The sequence below is a fragment of the Ideonella margarita genome (assembly GCF_038066635.1).
GTDB lineage: Bacteria > Pseudomonadota > Gammaproteobacteria > Burkholderiales > Burkholderiaceae_C > Ideonella > Ideonella margarita.
Map to the genome: position 1 here is coordinate 83856 of NZ_JBBUTI010000002.1, position 24643 is coordinate 108498.

25 protein-coding genes and 1 tRNA gene are annotated in these 24643 nt (G+C 66.7%); 12 read left to right on the forward strand and 14 right to left on the reverse strand.

What is annotated here, in order from left to right; translation table 11 throughout:
* Positions 1 to 9 precede the first annotated feature (9 nt).
* Positions 10 to 1737, forward strand: a complete 1728-nt coding sequence (gene recN, locus AACH00_RS03340) for a DNA repair protein RecN (RefSeq protein ID WP_341397541.1) — start codon at positions 10 to 12, stop codon at positions 1735 to 1737.
* The gene (gene rapZ / locus AACH00_RS03345; protein WP_341397542.1) at positions 1734 to 2651 is read left to right on the forward strand and encodes an RNase adapter RapZ; all 918 of its coding nucleotides are present in this window, start codon (positions 1734 to 1736) and stop codon (positions 2649 to 2651) included. The genes recN and rapZ overlap by 4 nt, the downstream gene beginning before the upstream one ends.
* 26 nt (positions 2652 to 2677) lie before the next feature.
* Here rapZ and mutY read toward each other — a convergent pair whose 3' ends face one another.
* The 3 genes from mutY to mutM form a co-directional block, all read right to left on the reverse strand.
* Positions 2678 to 3727, reverse strand: a complete 1050-nt coding sequence (mutY, locus tag AACH00_RS03350) for an A/G-specific adenine glycosylase (RefSeq protein WP_341397543.1) — start codon at positions 3725 to 3727, stop codon at positions 2678 to 2680.
* Positions 3717 to 5780: a dynamin family protein gene (locus AACH00_RS03355; RefSeq protein ID WP_341397544.1), complete on the reverse strand. Its 2064-nt coding sequence runs from the start codon at positions 5778 to 5780 to the stop codon at positions 3717 to 3719. Before AACH00_RS03355 ends, mutY begins: the two co-directional genes overlap by 11 nt.
* 94 nt (positions 5781 to 5874) lie before the next feature.
* Complete coding sequence (mutM, locus tag AACH00_RS03360; RefSeq protein ID WP_341397545.1) at positions 5875 to 6705, reverse strand: bifunctional DNA-formamidopyrimidine glycosylase/DNA-(apurinic or apyrimidinic site) lyase; 831 nt, start codon at positions 6703 to 6705, stop codon at positions 5875 to 5877.
* Between the two features lie 69 nt (positions 6706 to 6774).
* On the opposite strand from mutM, the gene AACH00_RS03365 reads away from it, so the two are divergent.
* From AACH00_RS03365 to AACH00_RS03405, 9 genes are all read left to right on the forward strand, one after another.
* A complete protein-coding gene (locus AACH00_RS03365) occupies positions 6775 to 8625 on the forward strand; it encodes a tetratricopeptide repeat protein (RefSeq protein ID WP_341397546.1) in 1851 nt (616 codons plus the stop codon).
* Positions 8626 to 8684: 59 nt separating this feature from the next.
* Positions 8685 to 9239 carry a lipoprotein insertase outer membrane protein LolB gene (locus tag AACH00_RS03370; RefSeq protein ID WP_341397547.1) on the forward strand — a complete coding sequence of 185 codons (555 nt, stop codon included), beginning with the start codon at positions 8685 to 8687 and terminating at the stop codon, positions 9237 to 9239.
* A gap of 23 nt (positions 9240 to 9262) precedes the next feature.
* Positions 9263 to 10156 carry a 4-(cytidine 5'-diphospho)-2-C-methyl-D-erythritol kinase gene (gene ispE / locus AACH00_RS03375; protein ID WP_341397548.1) on the forward strand — a complete coding sequence of 298 codons (894 nt, stop codon included), beginning with the start codon at positions 9263 to 9265 and terminating at the stop codon, positions 10154 to 10156.
* A 37-nt stretch (positions 10157 to 10193) separates the two neighbouring features.
* Positions 10194 to 10270 (forward strand) — tRNA-Gln (locus tag AACH00_RS03380).
* Positions 10271 to 10391: 121 nt separating this feature from the next.
* Entirely contained in the window at positions 10392 to 11354 is a 963-nt protein-coding gene (locus AACH00_RS03385; RefSeq protein ID WP_341397549.1) for a ribose-phosphate pyrophosphokinase, read from the forward strand.
* Positions 11355 to 11471: 117 nt separating this feature from the next.
* A complete protein-coding gene (locus AACH00_RS03390; RefSeq protein ID WP_341397550.1) occupies positions 11472 to 12095 on the forward strand; it encodes a 50S ribosomal protein L25/general stress protein Ctc in 624 nt (207 codons plus the stop codon).
* 130 nt (positions 12096 to 12225) lie between these two features.
* A complete protein-coding gene (locus AACH00_RS03395) occupies positions 12226 to 13209 on the forward strand; it encodes a LysR family transcriptional regulator ArgP (RefSeq protein ID WP_341397551.1) in 984 nt (327 codons plus the stop codon).
* A gap of 7 nt (positions 13210 to 13216) precedes the next feature.
* A complete protein-coding gene (gene pth, locus AACH00_RS03400; RefSeq protein WP_341397552.1) occupies positions 13217 to 13873 on the forward strand; it encodes an aminoacyl-tRNA hydrolase in 657 nt (218 codons plus the stop codon).
* A 35-nt stretch (positions 13874 to 13908) separates the two neighbouring features.
* Complete coding sequence (locus AACH00_RS03405) at positions 13909 to 14355, forward strand: hypothetical protein (RefSeq protein WP_341397553.1); 447 nt, start codon at positions 13909 to 13911, stop codon at positions 14353 to 14355.
* Positions 14356 to 14372: 17 nt separating this feature from the next.
* Here the strand turns inward: AACH00_RS03405 and AACH00_RS03410 are convergent, their stop codons facing one another.
* The 4 genes from AACH00_RS03410 to hisF are packed head-to-tail and all read right to left on the reverse strand — an operon-like array spanning position 14373 to position 16612.
* Complete coding sequence (locus AACH00_RS03410; RefSeq protein ID WP_341397554.1) at positions 14373 to 14642, reverse strand: YfhL family 4Fe-4S dicluster ferredoxin; 270 nt, start codon at positions 14640 to 14642, stop codon at positions 14373 to 14375.
* A complete protein-coding gene (coaD, locus tag AACH00_RS03415; RefSeq protein ID WP_341397555.1) occupies positions 14642 to 15148 on the reverse strand; it encodes a pantetheine-phosphate adenylyltransferase in 507 nt (168 codons plus the stop codon). Before coaD ends, AACH00_RS03410 begins: the two co-directional genes overlap by 1 nt.
* Before the next feature lie 28 nt (positions 15149 to 15176).
* Positions 15177 to 15836: a 16S rRNA (guanine(966)-N(2))-methyltransferase RsmD gene (gene rsmD / locus AACH00_RS03420; protein ID WP_341397556.1), complete on the reverse strand. Its 660-nt coding sequence runs from the start codon at positions 15834 to 15836 to the stop codon at positions 15177 to 15179.
* Entirely contained in the window at positions 15833 to 16612 is a 780-nt protein-coding gene (gene hisF / locus AACH00_RS03425; protein ID WP_341397557.1) for an imidazole glycerol phosphate synthase subunit HisF, read from the reverse strand. The genes rsmD and hisF overlap by 4 nt, the downstream gene beginning before the upstream one ends.
* A gap of 193 nt (positions 16613 to 16805) precedes the next feature.
* Here hisF and AACH00_RS03430 point away from each other — a divergent pair, with 193 nt between their 5' ends.
* Complete coding sequence (locus tag AACH00_RS03430) at positions 16806 to 17921, forward strand: OmpA family protein (protein ID WP_341397558.1); 1116 nt, start codon at positions 16806 to 16808, stop codon at positions 17919 to 17921.
* Positions 17922 to 18023: 102 nt separating this feature from the next.
* Here the strand turns inward: AACH00_RS03430 and hisA are convergent, their stop codons facing one another.
* The 7 genes from hisA to murA all read right to left on the reverse strand — a co-directional run bounded on the left by hisA (position 18024) and on the right by murA (position 24537).
* Positions 18024 to 18767, reverse strand: a complete 744-nt coding sequence (gene hisA, locus AACH00_RS03435; RefSeq protein ID WP_341397559.1) for a 1-(5-phosphoribosyl)-5-[(5-phosphoribosylamino)methylideneamino]imidazole-4-carboxamide isomerase — start codon at positions 18765 to 18767, stop codon at positions 18024 to 18026.
* Positions 18768 to 18839: 72 nt separating this feature from the next.
* A complete protein-coding gene (gene hisH / locus AACH00_RS03440) occupies positions 18840 to 19508 on the reverse strand; it encodes an imidazole glycerol phosphate synthase subunit HisH (RefSeq protein WP_341397560.1) in 669 nt (222 codons plus the stop codon).
* The gene (gene hisB / locus AACH00_RS03445) at positions 19508 to 20104 is read right to left on the reverse strand and encodes an imidazoleglycerol-phosphate dehydratase HisB (RefSeq protein ID WP_341397561.1); all 597 of its coding nucleotides are present in this window, start codon (positions 20102 to 20104) and stop codon (positions 19508 to 19510) included. The genes hisH and hisB overlap by 1 nt, the downstream gene beginning before the upstream one ends.
* Entirely contained in the window at positions 20101 to 21183 is a 1083-nt protein-coding gene (gene hisC / locus AACH00_RS03450) for a histidinol-phosphate transaminase (protein WP_423221886.1), read from the reverse strand. The genes hisB and hisC overlap by 4 nt, the downstream gene beginning before the upstream one ends.
* Positions 21184 to 21273: 90 nt before the next feature.
* Positions 21274 to 22590: a histidinol dehydrogenase gene (gene hisD / locus AACH00_RS03455; RefSeq protein ID WP_341397563.1), complete on the reverse strand. Its 1317-nt coding sequence runs from the start codon at positions 22588 to 22590 to the stop codon at positions 21274 to 21276.
* A 22-nt stretch (positions 22591 to 22612) separates the two neighbouring features.
* Positions 22613 to 23251: an ATP phosphoribosyltransferase gene (gene hisG / locus AACH00_RS03460; RefSeq protein WP_341397564.1), complete on the reverse strand. Its 639-nt coding sequence runs from the start codon at positions 23249 to 23251 to the stop codon at positions 22613 to 22615.
* Entirely contained in the window at positions 23248 to 24537 is a 1290-nt protein-coding gene (murA, locus tag AACH00_RS03465) for a UDP-N-acetylglucosamine 1-carboxyvinyltransferase (RefSeq protein WP_341397565.1), read from the reverse strand. Before murA ends, hisG begins: the two co-directional genes overlap by 4 nt.
* Between the last annotated feature and the right edge of the window lie 106 nt (positions 24538 to 24643).

Here is a 24643-nt window from a genome sequence, read left to right on the forward strand (position 1 = left end):
GAGGGCCACATGCTCAAGCACCTGACCCTGCGTGACTTCGTGATCGTCAGCATGCTGGACGTCGACATCGACGCCGGCTTCTGCGTCTTGACCGGCGAAACCGGCGCCGGCAAATCCATCCTGATCGACGCCTTGCAGCTGGCGCTCGGTGCACGGGCAGACAGCCATGTGGTGCGCGAGGGCGCGGCCCGGGCAGAGATCACCGCCATCTTCGACCGGCCCGGCTCACTCAAACGCTGGCTGGAGGCCGCCGGCTTTGACGACAGCGACGAGCTGCTGCTGCGCCGCGTGGTGGACAACCAGGGCAAGAGCCGGGGCTACATCAACGGCAGCCCGGCCACCGCCAGCCAGCTGCGCGAGGTGGCCGACCACCTGGTGGACATCCACGGCCAGCACGCCTGGCAAGGCCTGACCCGCCCCGCCTCGGTGCGCGCGCTGCTCGACGAGCAAGCCGGCATCGACGCCACGCCGATGGCCACCGCCTACGCCGCATGGCAGCAGGCCGTTGAGCAACTCGCGCAGGCCCGCGCACGGCAGACCGAGCTCGACAGCGAACGTGAACGCCTGCAGTGGCAACTGGGCGAGTTGCAGAAGCTCGCCCCGAAACGCGACGAGTGGCCGGAGCTGAACGCAGAACATGAACGGCTGTCGCACCGCCAGGCGTTGATGGACGCCACCGCCCAGGCCGCTGCCCAGGTGGCCGATGACGACAGCAGCGCGATGCGCAGCGTCAGCCGCGCCCTGAACGCGCTGGATGACGTGGCCACCTACGACACCCGGCTGGCCGACATCATCACCGCCCTGCACGGCGCCCAGGCCCAGCTTGAAGACGCCGCGCACAGCCTGCAGGCCTATGTCAGCCGCACCGAACTGGACCCCGAACGGCTGGGCGAACTCGACGGCCGCATGTCGACCTGGATGGGCCTGGCCCGCCGCTTCCGGCGCTCACCGGAAGACTTGCCGACACTGCTGGAGGAATGGCAGGCCGCGCTGCGCGCGCTGGATGAAGCCGCCGATCTGGACGGTCTGGAACGCAAGGTGGCGGCGGCCCTGGCCCAGTGGCGCAGCCTGGCACAAGCCGTGAGCGCCGCACGCCGCAAGGCCGCACAACCGCTGGCGCAGCGCGTGACCGACGCCATGCAGCAACTGGGCATGGCCGGCGGCCGCTTTGACGTGACCCTGGTGGCGCAAGAGCAGCCGCAGGCCTTTGGCCTGGAGAGCGCTGAGTTTCTGGTGGCCGGCCACGCGGGCAGCACGCCGCGCCCCCTGGCCAAGGTGGCCTCGGGCGGTGAGCTGTCGCGGCTGGCCCTGGCCATCGCCGTGAGCACCGCCCAGGCACGTGGCCCGCAACGCGACGATGAGCCGGCGCCTGCCACGCTGATCTTTGACGAAATCGACAGCGGCGTGGGCGGCACCGTGGCCGATGCCGTGGGCCGCCAGATGAAGGCGCTGGGCCGCAGCGCCCAGGTGCTGGCCGTGACCCACCTGGCGCAGGTGGCCGCCTGCGCCGATCGACATTACGTGGTTGCCAAGGCCACCCAGGGCGGCCAGACACTGAGCCAGATCGCGCCGGTGGCCGGCGAGGCCCGGGTGGCCGAAGTGGCCCGCATGCTGGGCGGCGAGCGCAGCAGCGGCACCAGCCTGGCCCACGCCCAGGAACTGATCAACCATGCGCTGGCAGAGGTGGACGCCACCCCGCCGCGCACCAGGAAGCAATCCACCGGACGCACGCGATGAGCAGCACTGACACGAGCGAGTTGCCGCCCGAGGGCACCCAGGCACCAGACACCCGCGAGGTGGTGCTGGTCACCGGCATTTCCGGTTCAGGCAAGTCGGTGGCGCTGCATGCGCTGGAAGACGCCGGCTACTTCTGCGTCGACAACCTGCCGCCCGAGCTGCTGCGCGACTTCATCCGCGTGGAAACCATGCACGGCGTACGCCGCATGGCGATCGCGGTGGACGTGCGCACCGCTGGCTCACTGCCGCACCTGCTGCCGGTGCTCGACCAGCTCAAGGCTGACGGCGTGCTGGTGCGCAGCATCTTCCTGAATGCCACGACCACGGCCTTGGTGCGACGCTTCTCGGAAACCCGACGCCCACACCCCTTGAGCAAGCCCGGCGACATCGCCGACCCGCACCGCGCGCTGGTGGACGCCATCGAACTGGAGCGCAGCCTGCTGGCCGACCTGCGTGAACGCTCGACCGAGCTCGACACGTCGCAGCTGCGTCCAGTGCAATTGCGGTCGTGGATCCGCGACCTGGTGGGTGCCACGGGCAGCCGCCTGACGCTGGTGTTCGAGTCCTTCGCCTTCAAGCACGGCGTGCCGCTGGACGCCGACCTGGTGTACGACGTGCGCGTGCTGCCGAACCCGTTCTACCTGCGCGAGCTGCGTCCGCTCACCGGCCGGGATGCGCCCGTGGCCGACTACCTGCGCGCGCAGCCCGAGGTCGAGGAAATGGCCGGCCAGATCGAGGCGTTTGTACGGCGCTGGCTGCCGGCCTATGAAGACGACCACCGCAGCTACCTGACCGTGGCCATTGGCTGCACGGGCGGGCAACATCGCTCGGCTTATCTGGTTGAAACGCTGGCGGCGCGTTTCGCGGGCACGGTGGCAACGCTGATTCGTCACCGCGAGCTGGACGGCCGCTGAAACACCACTGAGCGGCCAAGCCTGCCTCAGCGCAGCAGCTTGGCGACCGGTGCCGGAAGGCCATGGGCTGGCAGATCTGCCAGCGTCACCCACTTGCCTGTGGGCCAGGTGCGCTGAAGGCGCTCCAGGCGCTTGGGGCCGGTGCGCTCCGGCAGTGTGTGCCGCAGCGGGCTCAGCTCCCAGTCGAAGTGCGTGAGCACATGGCGCACCACGGGCAGCGGCTGGCGCTCACCCGGCCAGTCACCCAGCCAGGCCTCTGCGGCCTCCAGATCCTCGAACTCCGGCATCGACCACAAACCGGCCCACACGCCGGTGTCGGGGCGCTGCACCAGCCAGACGGCGTCGCCTTGCTGCAGCCAGAGCAGCGCATTGGCCCTGCGGCTGCGCTTCACCTTGCGCGTCTTCACCGGGAACTGCTCGGTGCGGTCTTGCCGGTGCGCTTCACACAGGTCGCTCAGCGGGCAGCTGTTGCACAGCGGCTGGCGCATCGAGCACAGCGTGGCGCCCAGATCCATCAAGCCCTGCGTGTAGGCTTCGATGCCCTGGTCTTGCGGCAACAGCTGCTCTGCAATCGCCCACAGGCGCCGCTCATGGGTGGTGCTGGCCAGGTCGTCCTCGAAGGCCAGCACGCGGGTCAGCACACGTTTGACATTGCCGTCGAGGATGGCGGTACGCTCACCAAAGCAGAACGCCGCGATGGCCGCCGCGGTCGAGCGCCCGATGCCGGGCAGGCTCACCAGTTGAGCCGCACTGGGCGGAAACGCACCACCGAAGTCGCTCATCACAGCCTGCGCGCAGCGGTGCAGATTGCGGGCGCGGCTGTAATAGCCCAGGCCCGCCCACAGCGCCAGCACATCGTCCAGCGGCGCTGCGGCCAGGCTGGCCACATCCGGAAAGCGCGCCAGAAAGCGGTCGTAGTAGCCCAGCACCGTGGCCACCTGGGTCTGCTGCAGCATGATTTCCGACAGCCACACCCGGTATGGATCACGGGTTTGCTGCCAGGGCAGCGCGTGGCGGCCGTGGCGCTTCTGCCAATCAATCAGCGGGGCCGCGATGCCCGGCAGTTCAACCTTCACGCGCAGTGCCTGATTGCCAACCGTCGGTGCTCACCAGGGGCATGCCTTCGGTCGGGGGGCCGCGCTCGTCCAGCTCGGTCACCGGGCCACGCTCAGCGCGTGTGCGCAGCGCCGATGCCAGCTCGTAGGCCCGGTCCACCAGCTCCAGCAGGCGCGCGTCCTGCTGCTCGACCTCGGTCAGCCGACGCTCCAGCTCACCGGTGGCCGATTGAATGCGCTCCAGCGATTCACGGCGGCGCTTGAAGCTGCGACGGCGCTCGCGGAACTGGCCGTCCACCTGCGCCGTGGCCGCCTGGTTCCAGGCCTCCACCTCGACACTGGCGCTTTCGAACACCACCCGCAGCTTCGACACCAGCATGCGCTGGAACTGCTCGGCAAAGCCCGGCGAGTTCATCTTCATCACCTGGGTGACGCCGAAGTAGCGGCTGTAGCTGCGCTCGATCAGCGCCAGCTCGTCACGGTAGGTCTGCAGCACCGGCGGCTCGTTCAGTCCCAGCGAAAAACCGAAATCGGCATTCAGCTGGTTGAACAGCGCCTGCAGCATTTCGTAGGCTTCATGGCACTGGCGCGAAGCCGTGTCGATCTGCGCCTGCAGGCCGGTGCAGAGCTCTGCGAAAGCGGCGCGTGCGCGCAGGTTGAACCAGCTGGAACCGATGGTTTTCTGGAGTTCGGCCACGCCTTCGCGGATGCGGTCAGCGTCGAGTGCGCGCATGGCGCCGCGCTGCAACTTGGCATGCACGGCACGCATGGCCATCAGGCGAGCATTGCAGCGCTCGAATTCTTCGGTGTCTTCGCGGACGCGGTCCAGCATCTGCGACACACGGCCAGAGCTCTTGCCACGCAAACCACGCAGCTCCAGCATCTGCTCGGCGTTGTGGCGGCGCTGGTCACGCAGGCGGCGGGTGGAATGTTCCAGCATCGACTGCACACCGGTGATGACCGCGCGCGACAGCACGCGCTGGCGTTGCGGCAGCAAGTCGGCATTCAGTGCAGATTCCAGCAGCGGCAGGCGGCTGGCCTCGAGCAATTCGGCATCGCCGGACATCCGCGCCGTCAAGGCCATGCGGGCAGACACCGGGAACACGCGCTCACGCTGGATGCCCAGCGTGCTGGCCGTGGCCACCCGCTGGCGCTCGATCGTGGCCTCGCGCTCAGCCGGCGTGGCGAGCGGGTCGGCCAGGGTGTCCATCTTGTTGAGCACCACGAAACACGCCAGGCCCTGGCCACCAAGGTGGTCCGACCAGATGTCGAGGTCAGAGCGGGTCACGCCGGTATCAGCACCCAGCACGAACAGGGCCGCATGGGCGCTGGGCAGCAGGCCCAGGGTCAGCTCAGGCTCGGTGCCGATGGCGTTCAGGCCGGGCGTGTCGACCACCACCAGGCCGCGCTGCAGCAAGGGGTGCGGGTAGTTGATGACGGCGTGGCGCCAGGCCGGGATCTCCACCAGACCGTCTTCGGTGGTCGGCGGGTTGTGAGTCGGGTGAGAGTCAGACCACAGCCCCAGGGCGCGGGCCTGCTCGCGGCTGACCTTGCGGATCTGGGTCACTTCCTGGAGCGCCTGGGCCAGCGCCTCGGGGTCATCCGGCGTGAGCTGGATGCGGCGCCAGTCCTCACGGCGCTCGCGCCAGTCGGTCAGGGTCAGCGCGTCGCTGCGGGTAGTGATCGGCAGCAGATCAAGCGAGGGCAGCTCATTGGCGTCCCACGACAGCTCCACCGGGCACATCGTGGTGCGGCCAGCGGTGGCTGGCAGGATGCGCCGCCCGGCATCGGCAAAGAAGATCGCGTTGATCAGCTCGCTCTTGCCGCGCGAAAACTCCGCCACGAAGGCCACGACCAGCTTGTCGGTCGACAAGCGTTGGCGCAGGGACTTGGACGCGGTCGCGGCGTGCGTAGCCAGCAAGTCGCTCTCGGAGAGAAACTCTTCAAGCGCCCCCAGTTCACGCTCCAGCGCCAGCCGCCAGTCGGCGAGCGCATCGAGACCGGGAACCAAGGTGGTCTGCATTTGCAGGCGCTGGTCAGGGGTGGCGGCAGTCAACATCACGATACGAGTCATGCTAGCGTCATTCGGCGGAACAAATTGACAGCGATTGAAACTGTTCGCCCGGACGAACCCTGAATTGTGGCAGGCCGGCGACGCCCCTTCCGCCTCACCGGTGCTGGCACCCTGCGCAGTAATAAGTGGCCCGCTGGCCCTGCACGATGCGTTTGATGCTGGCGCCGCAGCGCGAACAGGCCTGCCCCTCGCGCCCGTACACCCGCGCCTGGCCCTGGTATTGACCGACGCTGCCGTGCGCGTCGGTGAAATCTCTAAGGGTGGATCCGCCCGCCTCGATCGCCTCGGCCAGCACCTTGCGTACGGCGCTCAGCAGCTTTTCGGCGCGGCCATAGGCGATGCGGCGGCAGGGCGTGCGGGGGTCGATGCCAGCTTCGAACAGGGCGTCGCTGGCGTAGATGTTCCCGGCGCCCACCACCATGTCACCCGCCAGCAAGGCCTGCTTGACGGGCGTATTGCGCTTCTGCAGGGCCTGGTGGAAGTCGGTCGGCGTGTAGCTCAGATCAAAGGGCTCGGCCCCGAGCTTGGCCAGCATCTTCGACGCCGGCAATGCCCCCAAGCCAGGCGACCAGACCACGGCACCGAAGCGGCGCGGGTCGGTCAGGCGCAGGGTGCCGCGGTCGGTCACCAGGTCGGCGTGGTCATGCTTGCCGGCCGGGCCGGGCTCGGGCGTGAACTTCAGGGAGCCCGACATGCCCAGGTGCCAGAGCAGGCCGCCGGGGTCGCGGCCATCGGGCAAGCTCAGCGGCAGCCACAAGTATTTACCTCGCCGCTGGAACTCTCCAGCCGTGCAGCCGGTCAACTCATCGGGGCTCAGGCCCAGGGGCCAGCGCAGCGGCTTGCCCATGCGCAGCGCCAGCACCTTGGCGCCGGCCAGGCCCACCAGGCTGCGGCGGGTTACTTCAACCTCTGGTAATTCAGGCATGGCCGGATTATCGATGGGCGACCAGCACACAACACCGCCCACTAGAATCGATCGGATCCAGGAGACACGATGACGACCCAAGGTCCAGAACGCCAGGCCCCGCTCTTCCCCGTCACCGGGTCGGCATGGCGCATCTTCCGCCTCGCCACCCTGGCCTTGGCCGTGCAGGCCGCATGGTTGCCTGCCCAGGCCCAGACCACGCCTGCGGCCGAAACGCCCGCAGCCCCTGCCGCCGAGCCCGTCGAAGCCGCACCGCCCGACAACTCGTCACTCGACGCGCCAATGTTCTACCAGCTGCTGGTGGGCGAAATGGAAGCGCAGAACGGCCGCCAGGGCGTGGCCTTCGAAGTGCTGCTGGATGCGGCCCGCCGCCTCCGTGACCCGACGCTGTACCAGCGCGCCATCGAGCTTGCCGTGCAAGGCCGCTCAGGCGACAAGGCACTGCAAGCGGTGCAAGCCTGGCGCCAGGGCGTTCCGGAATCGCTGGATGCCGCCCGCACCCATGTGCAGTTGCTGGTGGCCCTGGACAAGCCCGCTGAGCTGGCTGAGCCACTGGGCACCTTGATCCGCCTGGTGCCGGCCGCCGAGCGCAGCGGCGTGATTTCCGGCCTGCCCCGCTTTCTGGGCAACCTGAACAACAAGGCGGCCACATACACGGCGGTGGAGCAGGCGTTTTCGCCCTGGCTGAATGCGCCGGCCACCCGCACTGCAGCACGCACCACGCTGGGCCGCATGGCACTCATGGCCGACAAGCCGGATGTGGCCATGGCGCTGGCCCGCCGCGCCCATGCTGACGATGACGACGCCGCCGGGCCGATCGCCCTGGCCCTGGAACTGGCGCCCGGCGACACCGGCGCGGAAGCCGTGGTGCAGGGCTATCTGGCACGCGCCAATGCCCCCGCCCAGCTCCGCCTGGCTTACGCCCGGATGCTGGAAAAGCAGCAACGCATTGGCGATGCCGCCAATCAGGTTCGCCTGGCGGTAGCCAGCCAGCCCGAGCTGATTCCGCCTTGGCTCACTTTGGGCGCCTATCTGGTTGACCTGCGGGAGCCGGCCGAGGCGATCACCGCCCTGGAGCGCTTCCTGGCCTTGCAGGCTCAGGCCCCGGAAGGCGACACCACCGACGACGACGAAAGCGGTATCCGCAGCCAGCGCGCAACCGACCTCGCCTGGCAGTTGCTGTCGCAGGCCCATGAGCAGCTCGGTCACACCCGGCAGGCGGCAGAGTGGCTGGAGCGCATCGACAGCGAACGCATGGACCTGTCAGTGCTGGCACGCCGTGCCAGCCTGATGGCCCGGAACGGCCAGCTCACCGCGGCCCGCGCGCTGCTGCGTGACGCGCCAGCCCAGGACAAGCCGGACGCCCGCGCCCGCCTGCTGGCAGAAGCCCAGCTGCTGCGCGACAACCGCGACTGGCAAGGTGCCCATGACCTGCTGCTGCAGGGCATGCGGGAAGCGCCAGAAGACACCGTGCTGATCTACGAGCTGGCCATGGTGGCCGAGCGCCTCGCCAAGTTCGACGACATGGAAGCCCTGTTGCGCCGGGTGATGACGCTCAAGCCGGACGATGCGCATGCCTTCAACGCGCTGGGCTATTCGCTCACCGAACGCAACACCCGGCTGGATGAAGCACGCCTGCTGCTGCGCAAGGCCACCGCACTGGCACCGAACGATCCCTTCATCGTCGACAGCCTGGGCTGGGTTGAGTTCCGGCTGGGCAACAAGACGGAAGCACTGAAGTTGCTGCGCCAATCCTGGCTGTCACGCCCGCATGCCGAGGTGGCGGCCCACCTGGGCGAAGTGCTTTGGAGCCTGGACCAGCGCGAAGAAGCCATGAAGATCTTCCGCGAAGGCCAGCGCCGCGAGGCCACCAACGAGGTGCTGCTTGAAACCATGAAGCGGCTGAAGGCCGCCCCGTGAGGCTGGGCAGGCCTGCAGAGCGACCTGGCCGCAGCGACTTGCTGGCTGCGGCGTGCACCTTGGCGCTGGCCACCCTGGTTTTGGGCGGCTTGCAAGGCTGCGCCACTCGCCCCACCCCGACACCGTCCAGCCTCACCGCTGAAGTCGCTGAGCGCACCGGGCGGCTGCTGATCAAGGTCGATGCCCGCCCGGGGCAGGCCGCGCAAACCTTGAGCGCCAGCTTCGAGTTGTCAGGCGGGGTTGAGCAAGGTCGCCTGCGCATCAACACGCCACTGGGTACACGCTTGGCCGAAGCGCAGTGGCAACCAGGCAGCGTGCGTCTCATCACCGCTGATGGTGAACAAGCGTTTGACGATCTGCCCAGCCTGACCCGGGCAGCCCTCGGCGAGGAGATTCCGCTCGCCGCCCTGTTCGACTGGCTGAACGGAAGCCCGTGGGCCGGCGCGCCGACCGAGCCCACTGCTGCTGCCAGCGACAATCGCCAGCACTTCGCGCAACTGGGTTGGACCGTGGACGCGAGCCGCCTGAGCGCAGATGGCTTGCTGGAAGCCCGGCGCCTCGCCACGACGGCTGATTTGCCGGCTGTGCTGTTGCGCGTTCGGCTCGACCGCTGATTCACATTCCCGCCTCCTTTGCCATGAGCCTGACTTCGCTGACCGACCTGCCGGCACCGGCCAAACTCAACCTGTTCCTGCATGTGGTGGGCAAGCGAGCCGACGGCTATCACCTGCTCGAATCGCTGTTCGTGCTGATCGACTGGGCCGACACCCTGCATCTTGAATTGCGCACCGATGGCCAGTTGCACCGGCATGATCTGGGGCCGGCGCTGCCAGCCGACGACTTGTGCCTGCGCGCAGCGCGTGCGCTTCAAGCTGCCAGCGGCACCACGCTCGGCGTCGACATCAGCATCGACAAGCAGGTGCCCTGGGGCGCGGGCATGGGCGGCGGCAGCTCGGACGCAGCCACCGTGCTGCTCGGCCTCAACCGGCTGTGGGGCCTGAACTGGCCGCGCAGCCGCTTGCTGGCCATCGGCGAAAAGCTTGGCGCCGACGTGCCCTTCTTCGTTGGCGGGCGCAATGCCTATGTCCAGGGCATCGGCGAAATCCTCACGCCGGTGAGCTGGCCGCGCCAGTGGCTGGCCGTGGTCAAACCCCCCGTGGCGATTGCGACCAAGGAAATTTTTTCGAGCCCATTAATGACAACTCGAAAATCCGATGCTATAGTCATGGACTCAGTTGCTGACACGGCACTTGAGTTGCAAAAGCTTCTAAACAAGCAATGCAGCGAAGGTGGCAATGACTTGCAAGCGGCTGCCGAAGCGCTCAGCGCCGAGGTGCAACAAGCAAGACATTGGCTGGTTCAGGCATTTGGCAATGGCCGGATGACAGGATCAGGTAGCGCAGTGTTCGCAGATGCAGGCACAGGAGACCAACCTGTTGCAGCTCTCCCTGAAGGCAATTTGCCAGCAGGTTGGGCCAGCAAGATGTGCCGCACTCTGGACCATCATCCGCTCGTCGGTTGGGCCAGCTGAAATGTGTTGCGGTTGCAGCGAAAGCTGTGACCTGTGTAGGGGAGTCGCCAAGTTGGTCAAGGCATCGGATTTTGATTCCGACATGCGAGGGTTCGAGTCCTTCCTCCCCTGCCAAATTCTTTGAAAGCCGTGGCAAGTTCACGGTTGTACCCGCACCGCGTCTCAGGACGCGGTTGCCGTTTCTGAGCCTCGCTGCTCTTCTCCTGTGAAGCCTGCATCCTCCGGAGTCACTGACGTGCTGTTCAACACCGTCCTCTTCACTGGCAATGCCAACCCGGTCCTTGCACAGGAAATCGCCACCCATCTGGGTGCCGAGCTCGGCAAGGCCTCAGTCGGCCGCTTCTCTGACGGTGAAGTCACCGTCGAAATCCAGCAGAACGTTCGCGCTCGCGACGTCTTCGTCGTGCAGTCCACCTGCGCCCCGACGAACGAGAACCTGATGGAACTGCTGATCATGGTCGATGCACTGAAGCGCTCCAGCGCTCGCCGCATCACCGCCGTGATCCCCTACTTCGGTTACGCCCGCCAGGACCGCCGCCCGCGTTCCACCCGCGTGCCGATCTCGGCGAAGGTCGTGGCCAACCTGCTGGAAACCGTGGGCGTCGAACGCGTGCTCACGATGGACCTGCACGCTGACCAGATCCAGGGCTTCTTCGACATCCCGGTCGACAACATCTATGCCTCGCCGGTGCTGCTCACCGACGTGAAGGCCCGCAACTACTCCGACCTCGTGGTCGTGAGCCCGGACGTGGGCGGTGTGGTGCGTGCCCGTGCGCTGGCCAAGCAGCTCGGCTGCGATCTGGCCATCATCGACAAGCGTCGCCCGAAGGCCAACGTCTCGGAAGTGATGCACGTCATCGGTGAAATCGACGGCCGCAACTGCGTGATCATGGACGACATGATCGACACGGCTGGCACGCTGGTGAAGGCTGCTGAAGTGCTGAAGGAGCGTGGCGCCAAGAGCGTGTACGCCTACTGCACCCACGCCGTGTTCTCGGGCCCGGCGATCGAGCGCATCAAGGCCTCGCACCTCGACGAAGTGGTCATCACCAACACCATTCCGCTGAGCGACGCCGGCAAGGCCTGCGGCAAGATCCGCCAGCTGTCGGTGGCCTTCCTGTTCGCCGAAACCATCCGCCGCATCTCGGACGGTGAATCGGTGACCTCGTTGTTCTCGGAACAGAACAACAACTTCTGATTTTTATCCGGGCCGCTTCTTGCGGCCCGTTCTACGGCGTGCCAGCCATCCAGGTTGGCGCGCTTTTGCAAACGGGGCGATTCTGGTCGCGGACGCCCCGACTCACTGGAGAGTGTCATGGAATTTGTCGCTTATGAGCGCGCACTGCAGGGGACCGGAGCGAGCCGCCGCCTGCGCATTTCGGGCAAGGTGCCTGGTATCGTTTTTGGCGCCGGTGAACCGGTCAAGATCGAGCTGGATCACAACGCCCTGTACTTCGCCCTGAAGAAGGAAGCGTTCCACTCGTCGATCCTCAGCATGACGCTGAACGGCAAGGTCGAGAAGGTTCTGCTGCGCGCATTCCAGGTTCACCCCTGGAAGCAGCAAGTGCTGCACGCCGACTTCCAGCGCGTGGACGAAACCACCCGCCTGCGCAAGAAGGTGCCTCTGCACTTCACCGGCGAAGAAAACTCGGTCGCCGTCAAGACCGACAAGTGCGTGGTCAGCCACGTTGCCACCGAAATCCAGATCGAATGCCTGGCTGTTCAGCTGCCGGAATTCATCGCCGTCGACCTGAGCGGCCTGGTGCGTGGCAAGAGCCTGCACGCTTCTGACCTCGTGCTGCCGGAAGGCATCAAGATCGTCAAGCACGGCACCCAGAACCCGGTCGTGGTGTCTGTGGCCGAGCCGAAGGTCGAAGAAGAAATCGTCGTTGTCGCCGCTCCGGCTGCTGACGACAAGAAGGGCAAGAAGAAGAAGTAATCTTCTCTTCAAGCTCACGCTGAAAACCCCGCCCTGGCGGGGTTTTTTATTGCCTGAACGCCAGGCGCAGCAGAAGCGTTTCCGCTGCAATGCCCGGATACATTAGCCAGGCTGATTACCGGAGACGCCCTTGCACGCCCTTGATACCGCCGGCCTTGATTGCCTGGCCGCCCTCGCCGAAGCCGGCAGCTTCGACCGGGCCGCGCAACTGCTGAACATCACGCAGTCGGCTGTCTCGCAGCGCCTGCGCTCGCTCGAATCACAGGTGGGCCACCCTTTGGTGGTGCGGGCACGGCCGCTGCGACTGACCGAGCCGGGCAAGGTGCTGCTGCGCTACGCGAGACAGATTCAAGCCTTGCGGGCCGATGCCGCACGCGAGCTGGGCAGCACGCTGGCACGCGACGAGCGCCTGCCGATCGCCGTCAATGCCGACAGCCTCGCCACCTGGGTGCTGCCCGCGCTCGATCCGCTGGTGCAGGCTGGCCAGCGCGAGGGTTACGGGCTGGAGCTGATCGTCGACGACCAGGATTTCACGCACGACTGGTTGCGCCAGGGCGATGTGCTGGGCTGCGTCAGCTCGGTCTCCCAAGCCTTGCGCGGCTGCCTGTGCCAACCCCTCGGCCTGATGCGCTACATCGCAGTGGCTGCGCCGTCCTTCATCGAGCGCGCCATGCCCCAGGGCCTGACCCGCAGCAACTTCTCGCAACTGCCCTTCATCGTCTTCAACCGCAAGGACGATATGCAGGCCCAGTGGGTCTCGCGCGCCTTCGGTGTGCGTGAGCCGCGCCTGAAAGAGCGCTATGTGCCCAGCAGCGAGGCCGGCGCACGGGCCGCAGAGATGGGCTGGGGCGTGGCGGTGCTGCCTGAGTTGCTGGCACGCCCGCATGTGGCCAGCGGCGCCCTGCTGCCCCTGCTGCCGGACGTGACCATCGATGTGGCGCTGCACTGGCACCAGTGGCGCTTGAGCGGGGATGACAGCGGCACCAACACAGCCTCCAACACAGCGGCCAGCACGCCCACCACCGGGCCAGCACGAACCGGCCTGATGGACCAGATCGGCGCCGCCGTGATCGCCGGCGCACGGGCTGCGCTCAGCGCCGTGCCGGCGGGATAATGCGGCCATGATTCGATTGATTGTCGGCCTGGGCAACCCGGGCCCCGAGTACGAGGCCACGCGCCACAACGCCGGCTTCTGGTGGGTTGACGGCGCCGCACGCCAGCTGGGTGCCAACCTGCAGGTGGACCGCGCTTATCACGGCCTGGTGGCACGCGTGAACCGCGGCTCACAGCCGATCTGGCTGCAACAGCCGATGACCTACATGAACCTGTCGGGCAAGGCAGTTGCCCCGCTGGCCCGCTTCTTCAAGATCGCGCCGGAAGAGATCCTGGTCGTGCACGACGAGCTGGACTTGCCAGCCGGCCAGATGAAGCTGAAGAAGGGCGGCGGCAATGGCGGCCACAACGGGCTGAAGGACATCCAGGCGCAACTGGGCACGGGTGAGTTCTGGCGCCTGCGCCTGGGCATCGGGCACCCTGGCGTCAAGTCGGAAGTGGCGGCCTATGTGCTGCGCAAGCCGCCCGCCGACGAGCGCGACGCGATCGAGCGCAACATCGAAGATTCGCTCAAGACACTCCCCCTGATGCTGGATGGTGGCATGGATCAGGCGCTGCTGAAAATCCACGCCAAGCCACCTCGGCCCAAGCCGCCCCGCCCGCCCGCCGCGGAAGGTGCCACACCATCGGCAGCTGCCGTGCCCCCCGGAGACCCTCGACCATGACCCTCTGCAGACGGATGTTGTTGTGCCTCGGCGTAGTGACATTCATCTGCAACACCGGGACGGCCGTTGCGGCTGGTTCGTCAACGGTGTGGCGATGTGGGCAGACCTACCAGAACACCCCCTGCGCGCCCGGCGAGAGCGGACGCACCATCGAGGCCGCCGACCCGCGCGATGCCGAGCAGGTGCAGGCCGCCCGGTCAGCCCAGCAGGCTGATGCCAAGCTGGCCGGTGCGTTGGTGAAGGAGCGGGAAGCGCGGGAACGTGAGCGCAGGCTGTCGCCTCAGGCTGCACCAGCGCGCATCGGCCCTGCGAAGGCACCAGCCGCAGCCCCGGCGGCCATGGCGCCCATGCCGGCTGGCCCGCAGCCTTGCAAGCCGAACAAGACCAAGCTGCGCTGCGACGTGGAAGGCCTGCTGTATGTGCCGCCGCCGACACCGCCGAGCACCGAGGCCATGATGCCCAGACCCCAGCCCAAGCGCTGACGCTGCCGGCGAAGCCGTCAGAGCGACGGCGTCTTGCCGCTCGCGATCATCAGCGTGCGGTACTTGTGTTCGAGCTGATCTCGGGTTTCGGTGTGCGCCGGGTCTACCGGAATGCACTCCACCGGGCAGACCTGCACGCACTGCGGCTCACCGAAGTGACCGACACATTCCGTGCACTTGGCCGGGTCGATCACGTAGATGAACTCGCCCATCGAGATCGCCTCGTTGGGGCATTCGGGCTCGCAGACGTCGCAGTTGATGCACTCGTCGGTGATCGTCAGGGCCATCAGTCTTCCTTCGGGCCAGCCACACGGGCCTTCAAGCGCGCCAGGACCGAGGGCGCGACGAACTTCGACACGTCGCCACCCAGGGTGGCGATTTCGCGCACGAAGGTGCCGCTGACGAACTGGTACTGGTCACTCGGCGTGAGGAACATGGTTTCCACGTCGGGCATCAGCTGGCGGTTCATGCCGGCCATCTGGAATTCATAGTCGAAGTCACTCACGGCACGCAAACCGCGAACAACCACCGTGCCCTGGTGGCCCACCACGAAGTCGCGCAGCAGACCGGAGAACGGAATCACCTCGACATTGGGCAACTCGGCAGCCAGCTCGGTGGCCATGGCCACACGCTCTTCGACCCCGAACAAGGTGCGCTTGTGGTGCCCCGCCGCCACCGCCAGGATGACGCGCGGGAACAGGCGACTGGCGCGGCGCATCAGGTCTTGATGGCCCAGCGTCATCGGGTCGAAGGTGCCGGGGTAAACGGCGGTCACGGGGCGTGCTGCACTCATGGCGTGTCTCTCGGGCTGAAAACGCGGGTCAGGCCGGCTGCGCTGGCGTCACGGCATGCAGCAGATGCGCATGCACGGTGCCAGCCTTCATGTGTCGATGCAGCTGCAAGCCAGACGGCGGCTCCTTCAGCTCGGTGGCGGTTTCCAGATAAACAAAGCCACCTGGCACCACCAGCTTCGCGGCGGCCTCCAGCGACGGCAAGGCCAGCTCGCTGTCGAACGGCGGGTCCAGCAGCACCAGCTCGAAACTCGCCATCGGCGCCGACTTCAACCACGACAGCGCATCGGTGCGCTGCACGCGGATGGCCTCGGCCTTCAGGCGAGTCTTCGACTCACCGAGCGATCGCACAAGGCCCGCGTCCTGCTCCAGCAGCAGCACGGCAGCGGCGCCACGCGATGCAGCCTCGAAACCCAGGGCGCCGGAGCCGGCGTAGGCATCCACCACACGCCAGCCGTCGAGCTCATTGCCCAGCCAGTTGAACAGCGTTTCGCGGACACGGTCAGGCGTGGGGCGCAGACCCGGCTTGTGGGCCACAGGCAGCATGCTGCGCTTCCATTGGCCACCGATGATGCGCACCTGTGCGGGTGCACCGCGTGGTGGCCCGCCTGCAGCCTTCGCCGCCGCAGCAGCGCGTGATTCCTTGGCCGCGGCGGCCAGGGCCTCCGCACGTTCCCGAATGGCTTTCATGAGCGTACCGGCACGCCGGCCTTTGCAAGTGCGGCCTTGGCCTGCCCGACGGTGTATTCGCCGTAATGGAAGATGCTGGCCGCGAGCACCGCGTCCGCACCACCGATCTGGATGCCTTCGACCAGATGCTCCAGCGTGCCCACCCCGCCAGAGGCGATGACCGGCACCGACACCGCGTCGCTCACGGCGCGGGTGAGTTCCAGGTCGAAGCCGGCCTTGGTGCCGTCGCGGTCCATGCAGGTCAGCAGGATTTCCCCGGCGCCGTAGGCGGCCATCTGGCGCGCCCAGTCCACCGCATCGATGTGCATGTTCTTGCGACCACCGTGGGTGTAGATGTCCCACCCCGGGCCCTTCGCTGCAAGGTCGTCGCCCACCCGGCGCTTGGCATCGATCGCAACCACGATGGCTTGCGAGCCGTACTTGTCGGAGGCATCCCGGATGACCTGCGGATTCGACACCGCGGCGGAATTGAAGCTGACCTTGTCAGCACCGGCGTTCAGCAGCCGCCGCACGTCTTCGACGGCGCGCACGCCGCCGCCCACGGTCAAGGGAATGAACACCTGCGAGGCCACGGCCTCGATGATGTGCAGGATCAGGTCACGGCCGTCACTGGTGGCCGTGATGTCGAGGAAGGTGAGTTCGTCGGCGCCTTGGTCGTTGTAGCGGGCAGCGATTTCAACCGGATCACCGGCGTCGCGCAGTTCAACGAAGTTGACGCCTTTGACGACGCGACCACCGGTCACGTCCAGGCAGGGAATGATGCGTTTGGCGAGCATGCCCCGATTGTCGCAGTTGTCGGAGTAGCCACACCGGGTGCGCAACGCCACCGTGGCGCATCCACGGAAAAGTCAGACCTGATGGCGAAATTAGGGGGTGACCGATGGTCAGCGCAGCTAGCATGCGCAGCGTTGAGTGGCAGGCCTGAAGGCCGCTGCTATTGCTCTGCTGGATTCCAAGGAGAACTTGCCAATGTCATGGATGAATTGCCGCCGCACCGTGGTCGCTCTGCTGAGCCTGGCGGCGCTGTGCACCCAGTTTGCCCGCGCAGCCGAAGGACAAGACCACCCGGCGGTGGCGGCCTACCCGGGCGCCAAGATCGAGAAGTACGACTACAAGGAATACGAGGAAGCGCAGCTGCTGCTGAGCAAGCCGTACCTGGTCCACGGCAAGTACAAGGCCGACAAGGTATTGCCCGTGGAAGGCCAGGTGACGTACATCCACTACCGCATCCCGGGCTCGGCCTCGGCGCTGCAGGTGATGCGCAACTACCAAAGCTCGCTGCGCCGCAGTGGCTTCCAGGAACTGTTCGTGTGCGAGCGCCCCTGCATCAATGACAACCTGGGTGACCTGCGCGAGCTGCTCAAGGCGCGTGATCTGTACCTGAACGGCCACTATGACGTCCAGTACCTGTCAGCGCAGCGCGGCAACACCTACGTCTCGCTGGCCGTGAACACCTTCGGCAGCGGCAGCGACACCTACGCCTGGCTGTTCGTCATCGACAAGGGTGCGCTGGACGACGGCAAGATGGCCATCTCCGGCGAAAGCCCGATGGCCCTGGCGCTGGCCGCCAGCGGCAAGGTCGACGTCTATGGCTTCCAGTTCGACACCGGCAAGGCGCAACTGAAGAGCGGCTCTGACGCGACCCTGCGTGAGCTGGCCAAGGTGATGACCGACAACCCGGATCTGCGCATTGATGTGGTGGGCCACACCGACGACGTGGGCCAGGCCGAGGCGAACCTGGCGCTCTCGCAGGCCCGCGCCCAGGCCGTGACGATGGCCCTGACACAGCAATACGCCGTGGCCGCTGAGCGCATGGCTGCCACCGGCCAAGGCGCCAGCCAGCCGGTGGCGCCCAACACGAACGAAGCCGGCCGTGCAAAGAACCGCCGCGTGGAAATCATCGTGCGCGCACCTGCGGCCAACACCGCGGCGCCTGTGCAGCAACGCCAGCAGCGCATGCAGCGCGCACCGGTTGAAACACCGACGCCCACGCCCAAGCCCGAAGAAAACAAGCCGACCGTGGGCGACCGCACCCGCAGCGCCATCGACACCTTGAACTCGATCAAGGGCCTGTTCGGCCGCTGAGCCTGAGAACGGCGGGCCGCGCAGGCCCCAACAAAAAGCCCGCCAGGTTTTGCGCCTGGCGGGCTTTTTCAATCCAGGGGCCACCAAGGCCCGGCAGACAACTCAGTCGCCGTTCAACTCGTCGGCGCGAGCCTGGCCGGCTGCAAAGTCGAGGGCGCCGGTGTAGATGGAGCGGCCGCAGATCACGCCTTCGACGCCTTCGCTTTCAACGGCGCACAGGCGTTCGATGTCGGCCAGATTCGACAGGCCACCCGATGCGATGACCGGGATGTGCAGCGCCTGGGCGAGCTTCACGGTGGCGTCGATGTTGATGCCGGTCAGCATGCCGTCGCGGCCGATGTCGGTGTAGATCACGCCTTCGACGCCGTAGTCCTCGAACTTCTTGGCGAGGTCGATGACTTCATGGCCGGTGAGCTTGCTCCAGCCGTCGGTGGCCACCTTGCCGTCCTTGGCGTCGAGGCCCACGATGATGTGACCGCCAAAGGCCGTGCAGGCATCGCGCAGGAAGCCAGGGTTCTTCACCGCGGCGGTGCCGATGATGACGTAGCTGATGCCGTCATCGAGATAGCGCTCGATGGTGTCCAGATCACGGATGCCGCCACCCAACTGCACGGGGATGTCGTTGCCGACCTCGCGCAGGATGGCCTTGATGGCGCCTTCGTTCACCGGCTTGCCGGCGAACGCGCCATTCAGGTCCACCAGATGCAGGCGTCGCGCACCGGCGTCAACCCAGCGGCGCGCCATGGCGGCCGGGTCTTCACCGAAGGTGGTGGACACATTCATGTCGCCTTGTTCGAGGCGGACACATTGACCATCTTTGAGGTCGATCGCAGGGATCAGCAGCATGGCTCGCGGAGCGCAATTGAGGAAGTTGGAGGAGGTATCCGGGTGCCTGACACAGGCGCCCGGAGCGAAAGCTCAAGGTTGCCAGTGCAGGAAGTTCCGGTAAAGGGCCAAACCGTGTTCAGCGCTCTTTTCCGGATGGAATTGCGTGGCAAAAATATTATCCCGGGCGATGGCGCAGGTAAAGGTATCCCCGTAGTCCGTCAGGCCGGCACTGTGGCGCGGGTCGGACGGCTGGGCAAAGTAGCTGTGGACGAAATAAAAATAAGCCTCGTCCGGAACACCGGCCCAGATCGGGTGCACGGCGCCGTCATGGGCCACCTGCCGCACCCGGTTCCAGCCCATCTGCGGCACCTTGAAACGGCTGCCGTCCGGCTGCAGACGGCCGTCCAGCGCGAAGCGCTTCACGCGTCCACCGATCAGGCCGAGGCCGGGCGTGTCCTGCTCTTCAGAGTGGTCGAGCAGCATCTGCATGCCGACGCACACACCCATGAGCGGCTTGCTGGCCGCAGCCTCCAGCACGGCCTCTTTCAGGCCGGAATCGGCGAGCTCGCGCATGCAGTCACGCATCGCGCCCTGCCCTGGCAACACCACGCGCTCGGCGGCACGAACGTCCTCCGGACGCTGGGTCACGGTGACCTCCACGCCCGAGCCTGCAGCCACGTGCATCACGGCCTGCGAGACCGAGCGCAGGTTGCCCATGCCGTAGTCGACCACGGCCACGGTACGTTGACGCACCGACATCAGAGACTGCCCTTGGTAGACGGAATCACGCCGGCCGAGCGCGGATCAGGCGTCAGCGCCATGCGCACTGCACGGCCGAAGGCCTTGAAGATCGTCTCGCACTGATGATGGGCGTTGTGGCCCTTCAGGTTGTCGATGTGCAGGCTCACCAGCGCATGGTTCACGAAGCCCTGGAAGAACTCATAGACCAGCTGGGTGTCGAGCGCGCCGATCATGCCGCTGGTGAACTTGACGTCCATCTCCAGGCCGGGCCGACCGGAGAAGTCGATCACCACGCGCGACAAAGCTTCGTCGAGCGGCACATAACTGTGGCCGTAACGGGTGATGCCCTTCTTGTCGCCAATGGCCTGCGCCACCGCCTGGCCGAGCGTGATGCCCACGTCTTCCACCGTGTGGTGACCGTCGATGTGCAGGTCACCGTCGGCCTCGATCTCGATGTCGATCAGGCCGTGGCGGGCGATCTGGTCGAGCATGTGGTCAAAGAAGCCGATGCCGGTAGCCAGCTTCGATTGACCCGTGCCGTCCAGGTTGATGCGCACCCGGATCTTGGTCTCGTTGGTATTGCGCTGGACTTCGGCGATGCGGGGTGAGCTCATGCTTGGGCTTCCTGGTTCAGATCGTTCAGGGCGGCCGTCAAGGCGGCCAGCATCTGGGTGTTTTCTTCCGGCGTGCCCACGGTGATGCGCAGGCAGTTGGCCAGCAGCGGGTGCAGGCCGGAAACGTTCTTGATCAGCACCTTGCGGGCCTTCATGCCGGCAAACACGCGGGCGGCGTCGGGCACACGCACCAGCACCATGTTGGCTTCGCTCGGGAAGGGCGTCAGGCCGGGCAGCGCTGACAGCGCGGTGGTGATGCGGGTGCGCTCGGCGCGGATGATTTCCGCCTGGTGAGCGTATTCGTCGGCGTGCTCCAGCGCGAACAGGGCGGCTTCGCAGTTGAGCACGCTGATGTTGAACGGCGGGCGCAACTTGTCGATCTCGGCGATCACGGCGTTGCGGCCGATCAGATAGCCGATGCGAACGCCGGCCAGGCCGAACTTGCTCATCGTGCGCATCAGCAGCACGTGGTCGTGGCGCTTGAGGCGGTCGAGCGAATCGCGCGAGGCGAACGGCTGATAGGCCTCGTCCATCACCACCAGGCCCGGCGAGGCCTCGATGATGGCTTCGATCACGTCGTCATCCCACAGGCTGGCCGTGGGGTTGTTCGGGAAGGCCAGCCAGACCAGCGCGGGCTGGTGCTCACGGATGGCAGCCAGCATGGCCGGGCCGTCGAGCTGGAAGTCGGCGGTGGTGGGCACGCCGACGAACTTCAGGCCCTGGAGCTTGGCGCTCATCTCGTACATCACGAAGCCCGGCAGCGGCGCCAGCACCACGTTGCCGGGCACGTCAGCGGCCAGCGTCAGCAGCGAGATCAGCTCATCCGAGCCATTGCCCAGCATGATGTTGTTGCCGTCCGGCATCTGCGCATGGCGGGCCAGTTCGGCGCGCAGCACATCGCCGCGTTCAGCCGGATAGCGATTCAGGGCCACGTCGGCCAGGCGCGCACCCAGCTCGGCACGCAGGTGCTGCGGCAACTGGAACGGGTTCTCCATGGTGTCCACCTTGACCATGCCGGCGCTGGGCTGCACGGCATAGCCATGCATGCCCTGCACATCGGCACGGAGAAAACGGGACATGCGGTCAGCCAGCGAAGTCATGGGCAATTCCGGAAAATTCAGGGCAGTGCAGAACAGGGCGAAGCAAGGCGATGCAGAGGTGCGCGCCGCTCAGCGCTTCAGGCGCATCTCGGCGGCCATGGCATGGCCCTGCAGGCCTTCGCCATAAGCCAGCTCGGCGGCGATCACGCCCAGCGTCTGCGCACCGGCTTCACTCACCTCGATAAGGCTGCTGCGCTTCTGGAAATCGTAGGTGCCCAGCGGTGAGCTGAAGCGGGCCGTGCCCGAGGTAGGCAGCACATGGTTCGGGCCGGCGCAGTAGTCGCCCAGGCTTTCGCTGGTGTAGGCGCCGAGGAAGATGGCGCCGGCATGCTTGAGCGCAGGCTCCCAGCGATGCGGCTCTTCGCTGGACACTTCCAGATGCTCGGGCGCGATGCGGTTGCTGATCTCGCAGGCCTCTTCCATCGACCGGGTCAGGATCAGCGCACCACGGCCTTCCAGCGAAGCCTTGATGACCGCCGCACGCGGCATGGTGGGCAGCAGGCGCTCGATCGAGGCGCGCACCCGGGCCAGGTAAGCAGCGTCCGGGCACAGCAGGATGCTCTGCGCGAGCTCGTCATGCTCGGCCTGGCTGAACAGGTCCATCGCCACCCAGTCGGGCGGCGTGGTGCCATCGGCCAGCACCAGAATCTCGCTCGGGCCGGCAATCATGTCGATGCCGACCTGGCCAAACACGCGGCGCTTGGCACTGGCCACGTAGGCATTGCCCGGGCCGGTGATCTTGTCGACCGGCGGCACCGTGGCCGTGCCGTAGGCCAGCGCGGCCACGGCCTGCGAGCCACCGATGGTGAAAGCGCGCGTGACACCCGCCACATAGGCGGCGGCCAGCACCAGCGCGTTCTTCTCGCCCTTCGGCGTGGGCACCACCATGATGATTTCACCGACCCCGGCCACGTGGGCGGGAATGGCGTTCATCAGCACGCTGGACGGATAAGCCGCCTTGCCGCCCGGCACGTAGATGCCGACGCGGTCCAGCGGCGTGACCTTCTGGCCCAGCAAGGTACCGTCTTCGTCGCGGTAGCTCCAGCTCTGGCCGCTGGCTTGCAGCTGGCGCTCGTGGTAGCTGCGCACGCGGCGGGCTGCGGCCTGCAGTGCATCGCGCTGGGCCGGGGTGATGGCCTCGAACGCGGCCTTCAGCTCTTCGCGCGTCAACTCGAGGGCCGCGACGCTGGGCGCCTGCAGGCCATCAAAACGCGCGGTGTATTCCAGCACCGCGGCATCGCCACGGGCCTGCACATCGGCCAGGATGTCTGCCACGCGCTGCTCGATGGCGGCGTCGGTGTCTGCAGCCCAATGGCGCAGGCGCTGGAATTCGGCTTCGAAATCAGCGGCGGCGGTATCGAGTTGGCGCAGGTTCAGGTCAGACATGGGTCGCGGTTCAGGCAATGGTTCAGGCCGGGATGGCGCTGGCAAAGGCGTCGATCATCGGACGCAGGGTGTCTCGCTTGAGCTTCAAGGCGGCCTGGTTCACCACCAGGCGCGACGAGATTTCCATGATGTGCTCCACCTCGACCAGGTGGTTGGCCACCAGCGTCTTGCCGGTGGACACCAGGTCGACGATGGCATCGGCCAGGCCGGTCAGCGGTGCGAGCTCCATCGAGCCATACAGCTTGATGAGGTCCACGTGCACGCCCTTGTCGGCGAAGTGCTGGCGGGCCACGGTGGTGTACTTGGTGGCCACGCGGATGCGCGAGCCCTGGCGCACGGCCGCCTGGTAATCGAAGTCGTCGCGCACGGCCACGCTCATGCGGCACTTGGCGATGTTCAGGTCCAGCGGCTGGTACAGGCCTTCGCCGCCGTGTTCCAGCAGCACGTCCTTGCCGGCCACGCCCAGGTCGGCGCCGCCGTACTGCACGTAGGTCGGCACGTCGGTGGCGCGCACCAGCACCACACGCACATCAGGCCGGTTGGTGGCCAGGATGAGCTTGCGACTCTTTTCGGGGTCTTCGGTCACCTCGATGCCGGCGGCCGCCAGCAGCGGCAGGGTCTCTTCGAAGATGCGGCCTTTGGAGAGTGCCAGCGTGATCATGCGGGCACCCGTTCGATGTCGGCACCGATGGCGCGCAGCTTGGCTTCCATGCGGTCGTAACCGCGGTCCAGGTGATAGATGCGGTCAACGGCGGTGTCGCCATCGGCTACCAGGCCGGCGATCACGAGGCTGGCGGAGGCACGCAAGTCGGTGGCCATCACGGTCGCACCCGACAGGCGCTGAACGCCGGTCACCACCGCCGTGTGGCCGTCCACGTCAATCTTGGCGCCGAGGCGGATCAACTCGTTGACGTGCATGAAGCGGTTCTCGAAGATCGTCTCGCTGATCTTCGCCGTGCCTTCAGCCACGCAGTTCACAGCCATGAACTGGGCCTGCATGTCGGTCGGGAACGCCGGGTATTCGCTGGTGCGGAAGCTGATGGCCTTCGGGCGGCCGCTGGCCTGCACGCGAATCCAGTCGTCGCCGCTGGTGATGGTCACACCGGCCTCGGTCAGCTTGTCGATGACGGCGTCCAGGTGATCGGCGCGCGCGCTGCGCAGGGTCACGTCGCCGCCGGTGGCTGCCACGGCGCACAGGAAGGTGCCGGTCTCGATGCGGTCCGGGATGATGCGGTGGCCATTCACCGGTGCATGCAGGCGCTCGACGCCCTGGACGCGGATGCGGTGCGTGCCGTGGCCTTCGATCTTCGCGCCCATGGCGATCAGCATCTCGGCGAGGTCCGGGATTTCCGGTTCCTGGGCGGCGTTTTCGAGGATGGTTTCACCCTCGGCCAGCACGGCGGCCATCAGCAGGTTTTCAGTGCCGGTGACAGTGACCATGTCGGTGGTGATGCGGGCACCGCGCAGGCGGCGCTGGCCGGCAGCGTTCATCGGAGCCAGCGCCTGGATGTAACCGTGCTCGACGACGATCTCCGCACCCATGGCCTGCAGGCCCTTGATGTGCTGGTCAACCGGGCGCGAGCCGATGGCGCAACCACCCGGCAGCGACACCGTGGCCGAGCCGAAGCGCGCCAGCAAGGGGCCGAGCACCAGGATGGAGGCGCGCATGGTCTTGACCAGCTCGTACGGGGCGACCGTGGTGTTCACGGGGCCGGCATTGATCACCACGCGGTCTTCCTGCGCTGCATCGCGCTCAGCGGTGGCGCCCATGTGGCGCAGCAGCTTCAGAGTGGTCGACACGTCCTGCAGGCGGGGCACGTTGTTCAGCGTGACCGGCTCGGCGCTCAGCAAGGCGGCGCACAGCTCGGGCAGCGCGGCATTCTTGGCGCCGGAAATCAGCACTTCACCGCTCAGGGTGCGGCCGCCGCGGATGATGAGTTTGTCCATGTTCAGGGTGTCTCGTGGTTCAGTCAGGCGAGGCGCCGGGAGAACGAGGGGGCGGACTGCTCACTGGCGCCAGGCCATGCCACCACCCTGCCCTCCCGACCTCTGG

What these genes read in the sequence shown, in the direction of transcription:
- recN (WP_341397541.1), top strand. Translation starts at nt 10, where the DNA reads ATGCTCAAGCACCTGACCCTGCGTGACTTCGTGATCGTCAGCATGCTG.
- rapZ (WP_341397542.1), top strand. Translation starts at nt 1,734, where the DNA reads ATGAGCAGCACTGACACGAGCGAGTTGCCGCCCGAGGGCACCCAGGCA.
- AACH00_RS03355 (WP_341397544.1), bottom strand. Translation starts at nt 5,780, where the DNA reads ATGACTCGTATCGTGATGTTGACTGCCGCCACCCCTGACCAGCGCCTG.
- mutM (WP_341397545.1), bottom strand. Translation starts at nt 6,705, where the DNA reads ATGCCTGAATTACCAGAGGTTGAAGTAACCCGCCGCAGCCTGGTGGGC.
- AACH00_RS03365 (WP_341397546.1), top strand. Translation starts at nt 6,775, where the DNA reads ATGACGACCCAAGGTCCAGAACGCCAGGCCCCGCTCTTCCCCGTCACC.
- ispE (WP_341397548.1), top strand. Translation starts at nt 9,263, where the DNA reads ATGAGCCTGACTTCGCTGACCGACCTGCCGGCACCGGCCAAACTCAAC.
- AACH00_RS03390 (WP_341397550.1), top strand. Translation starts at nt 11,472, where the DNA reads ATGGAATTTGTCGCTTATGAGCGCGCACTGCAGGGGACCGGAGCGAGC.
- pth (WP_341397552.1), top strand. Translation starts at nt 13,217, where the DNA reads ATGATTCGATTGATTGTCGGCCTGGGCAACCCGGGCCCCGAGTACGAG.
- AACH00_RS03410 (WP_341397554.1), bottom strand. Translation starts at nt 14,642, where the DNA reads ATGGCCCTGACGATCACCGACGAGTGCATCAACTGCGACGTCTGCGAG.
- coaD (WP_341397555.1), bottom strand. Translation starts at nt 15,148, where the DNA reads ATGAGTGCAGCACGCCCCGTGACCGCCGTTTACCCCGGCACCTTCGAC.
- rsmD (WP_341397556.1), bottom strand. Translation starts at nt 15,836, where the DNA reads ATGAAAGCCATTCGGGAACGTGCGGAGGCCCTGGCCGCCGCGGCCAAG.
- hisF (WP_341397557.1), bottom strand. Translation starts at nt 16,612, where the DNA reads ATGCTCGCCAAACGCATCATTCCCTGCCTGGACGTGACCGGTGGTCGC.
- AACH00_RS03430 (WP_341397558.1), top strand. Translation starts at nt 16,806, where the DNA reads ATGTCATGGATGAATTGCCGCCGCACCGTGGTCGCTCTGCTGAGCCTG.
- hisA (WP_341397559.1), bottom strand. Translation starts at nt 18,767, where the DNA reads ATGCTGCTGATCCCTGCGATCGACCTCAAAGATGGTCAATGTGTCCGC.
- hisH (WP_341397560.1), bottom strand. Translation starts at nt 19,508, where the DNA reads ATGTCGGTGCGTCAACGTACCGTGGCCGTGGTCGACTACGGCATGGGC.
- hisB (WP_341397561.1), bottom strand. Translation starts at nt 20,104, where the DNA reads ATGAGCTCACCCCGCATCGCCGAAGTCCAGCGCAATACCAACGAGACC.
- hisC (WP_423221886.1), bottom strand. Translation starts at nt 21,183, where the DNA reads ATGTCCCGTTTTCTCCGTGCCGATGTGCAGGGCATGCATGGCTATGCC.
- hisD (WP_341397563.1), bottom strand. Translation starts at nt 22,590, where the DNA reads ATGTCTGACCTGAACCTGCGCCAACTCGATACCGCCGCCGCTGATTTC.
- hisG (WP_341397564.1), bottom strand. Translation starts at nt 23,251, where the DNA reads ATGATCACGCTGGCACTCTCCAAAGGCCGCATCTTCGAAGAGACCCTG.
- murA (WP_341397565.1), bottom strand. Translation starts at nt 24,537, where the DNA reads ATGGACAAACTCATCATCCGCGGCGGCCGCACCCTGAGCGGTGAAGTG.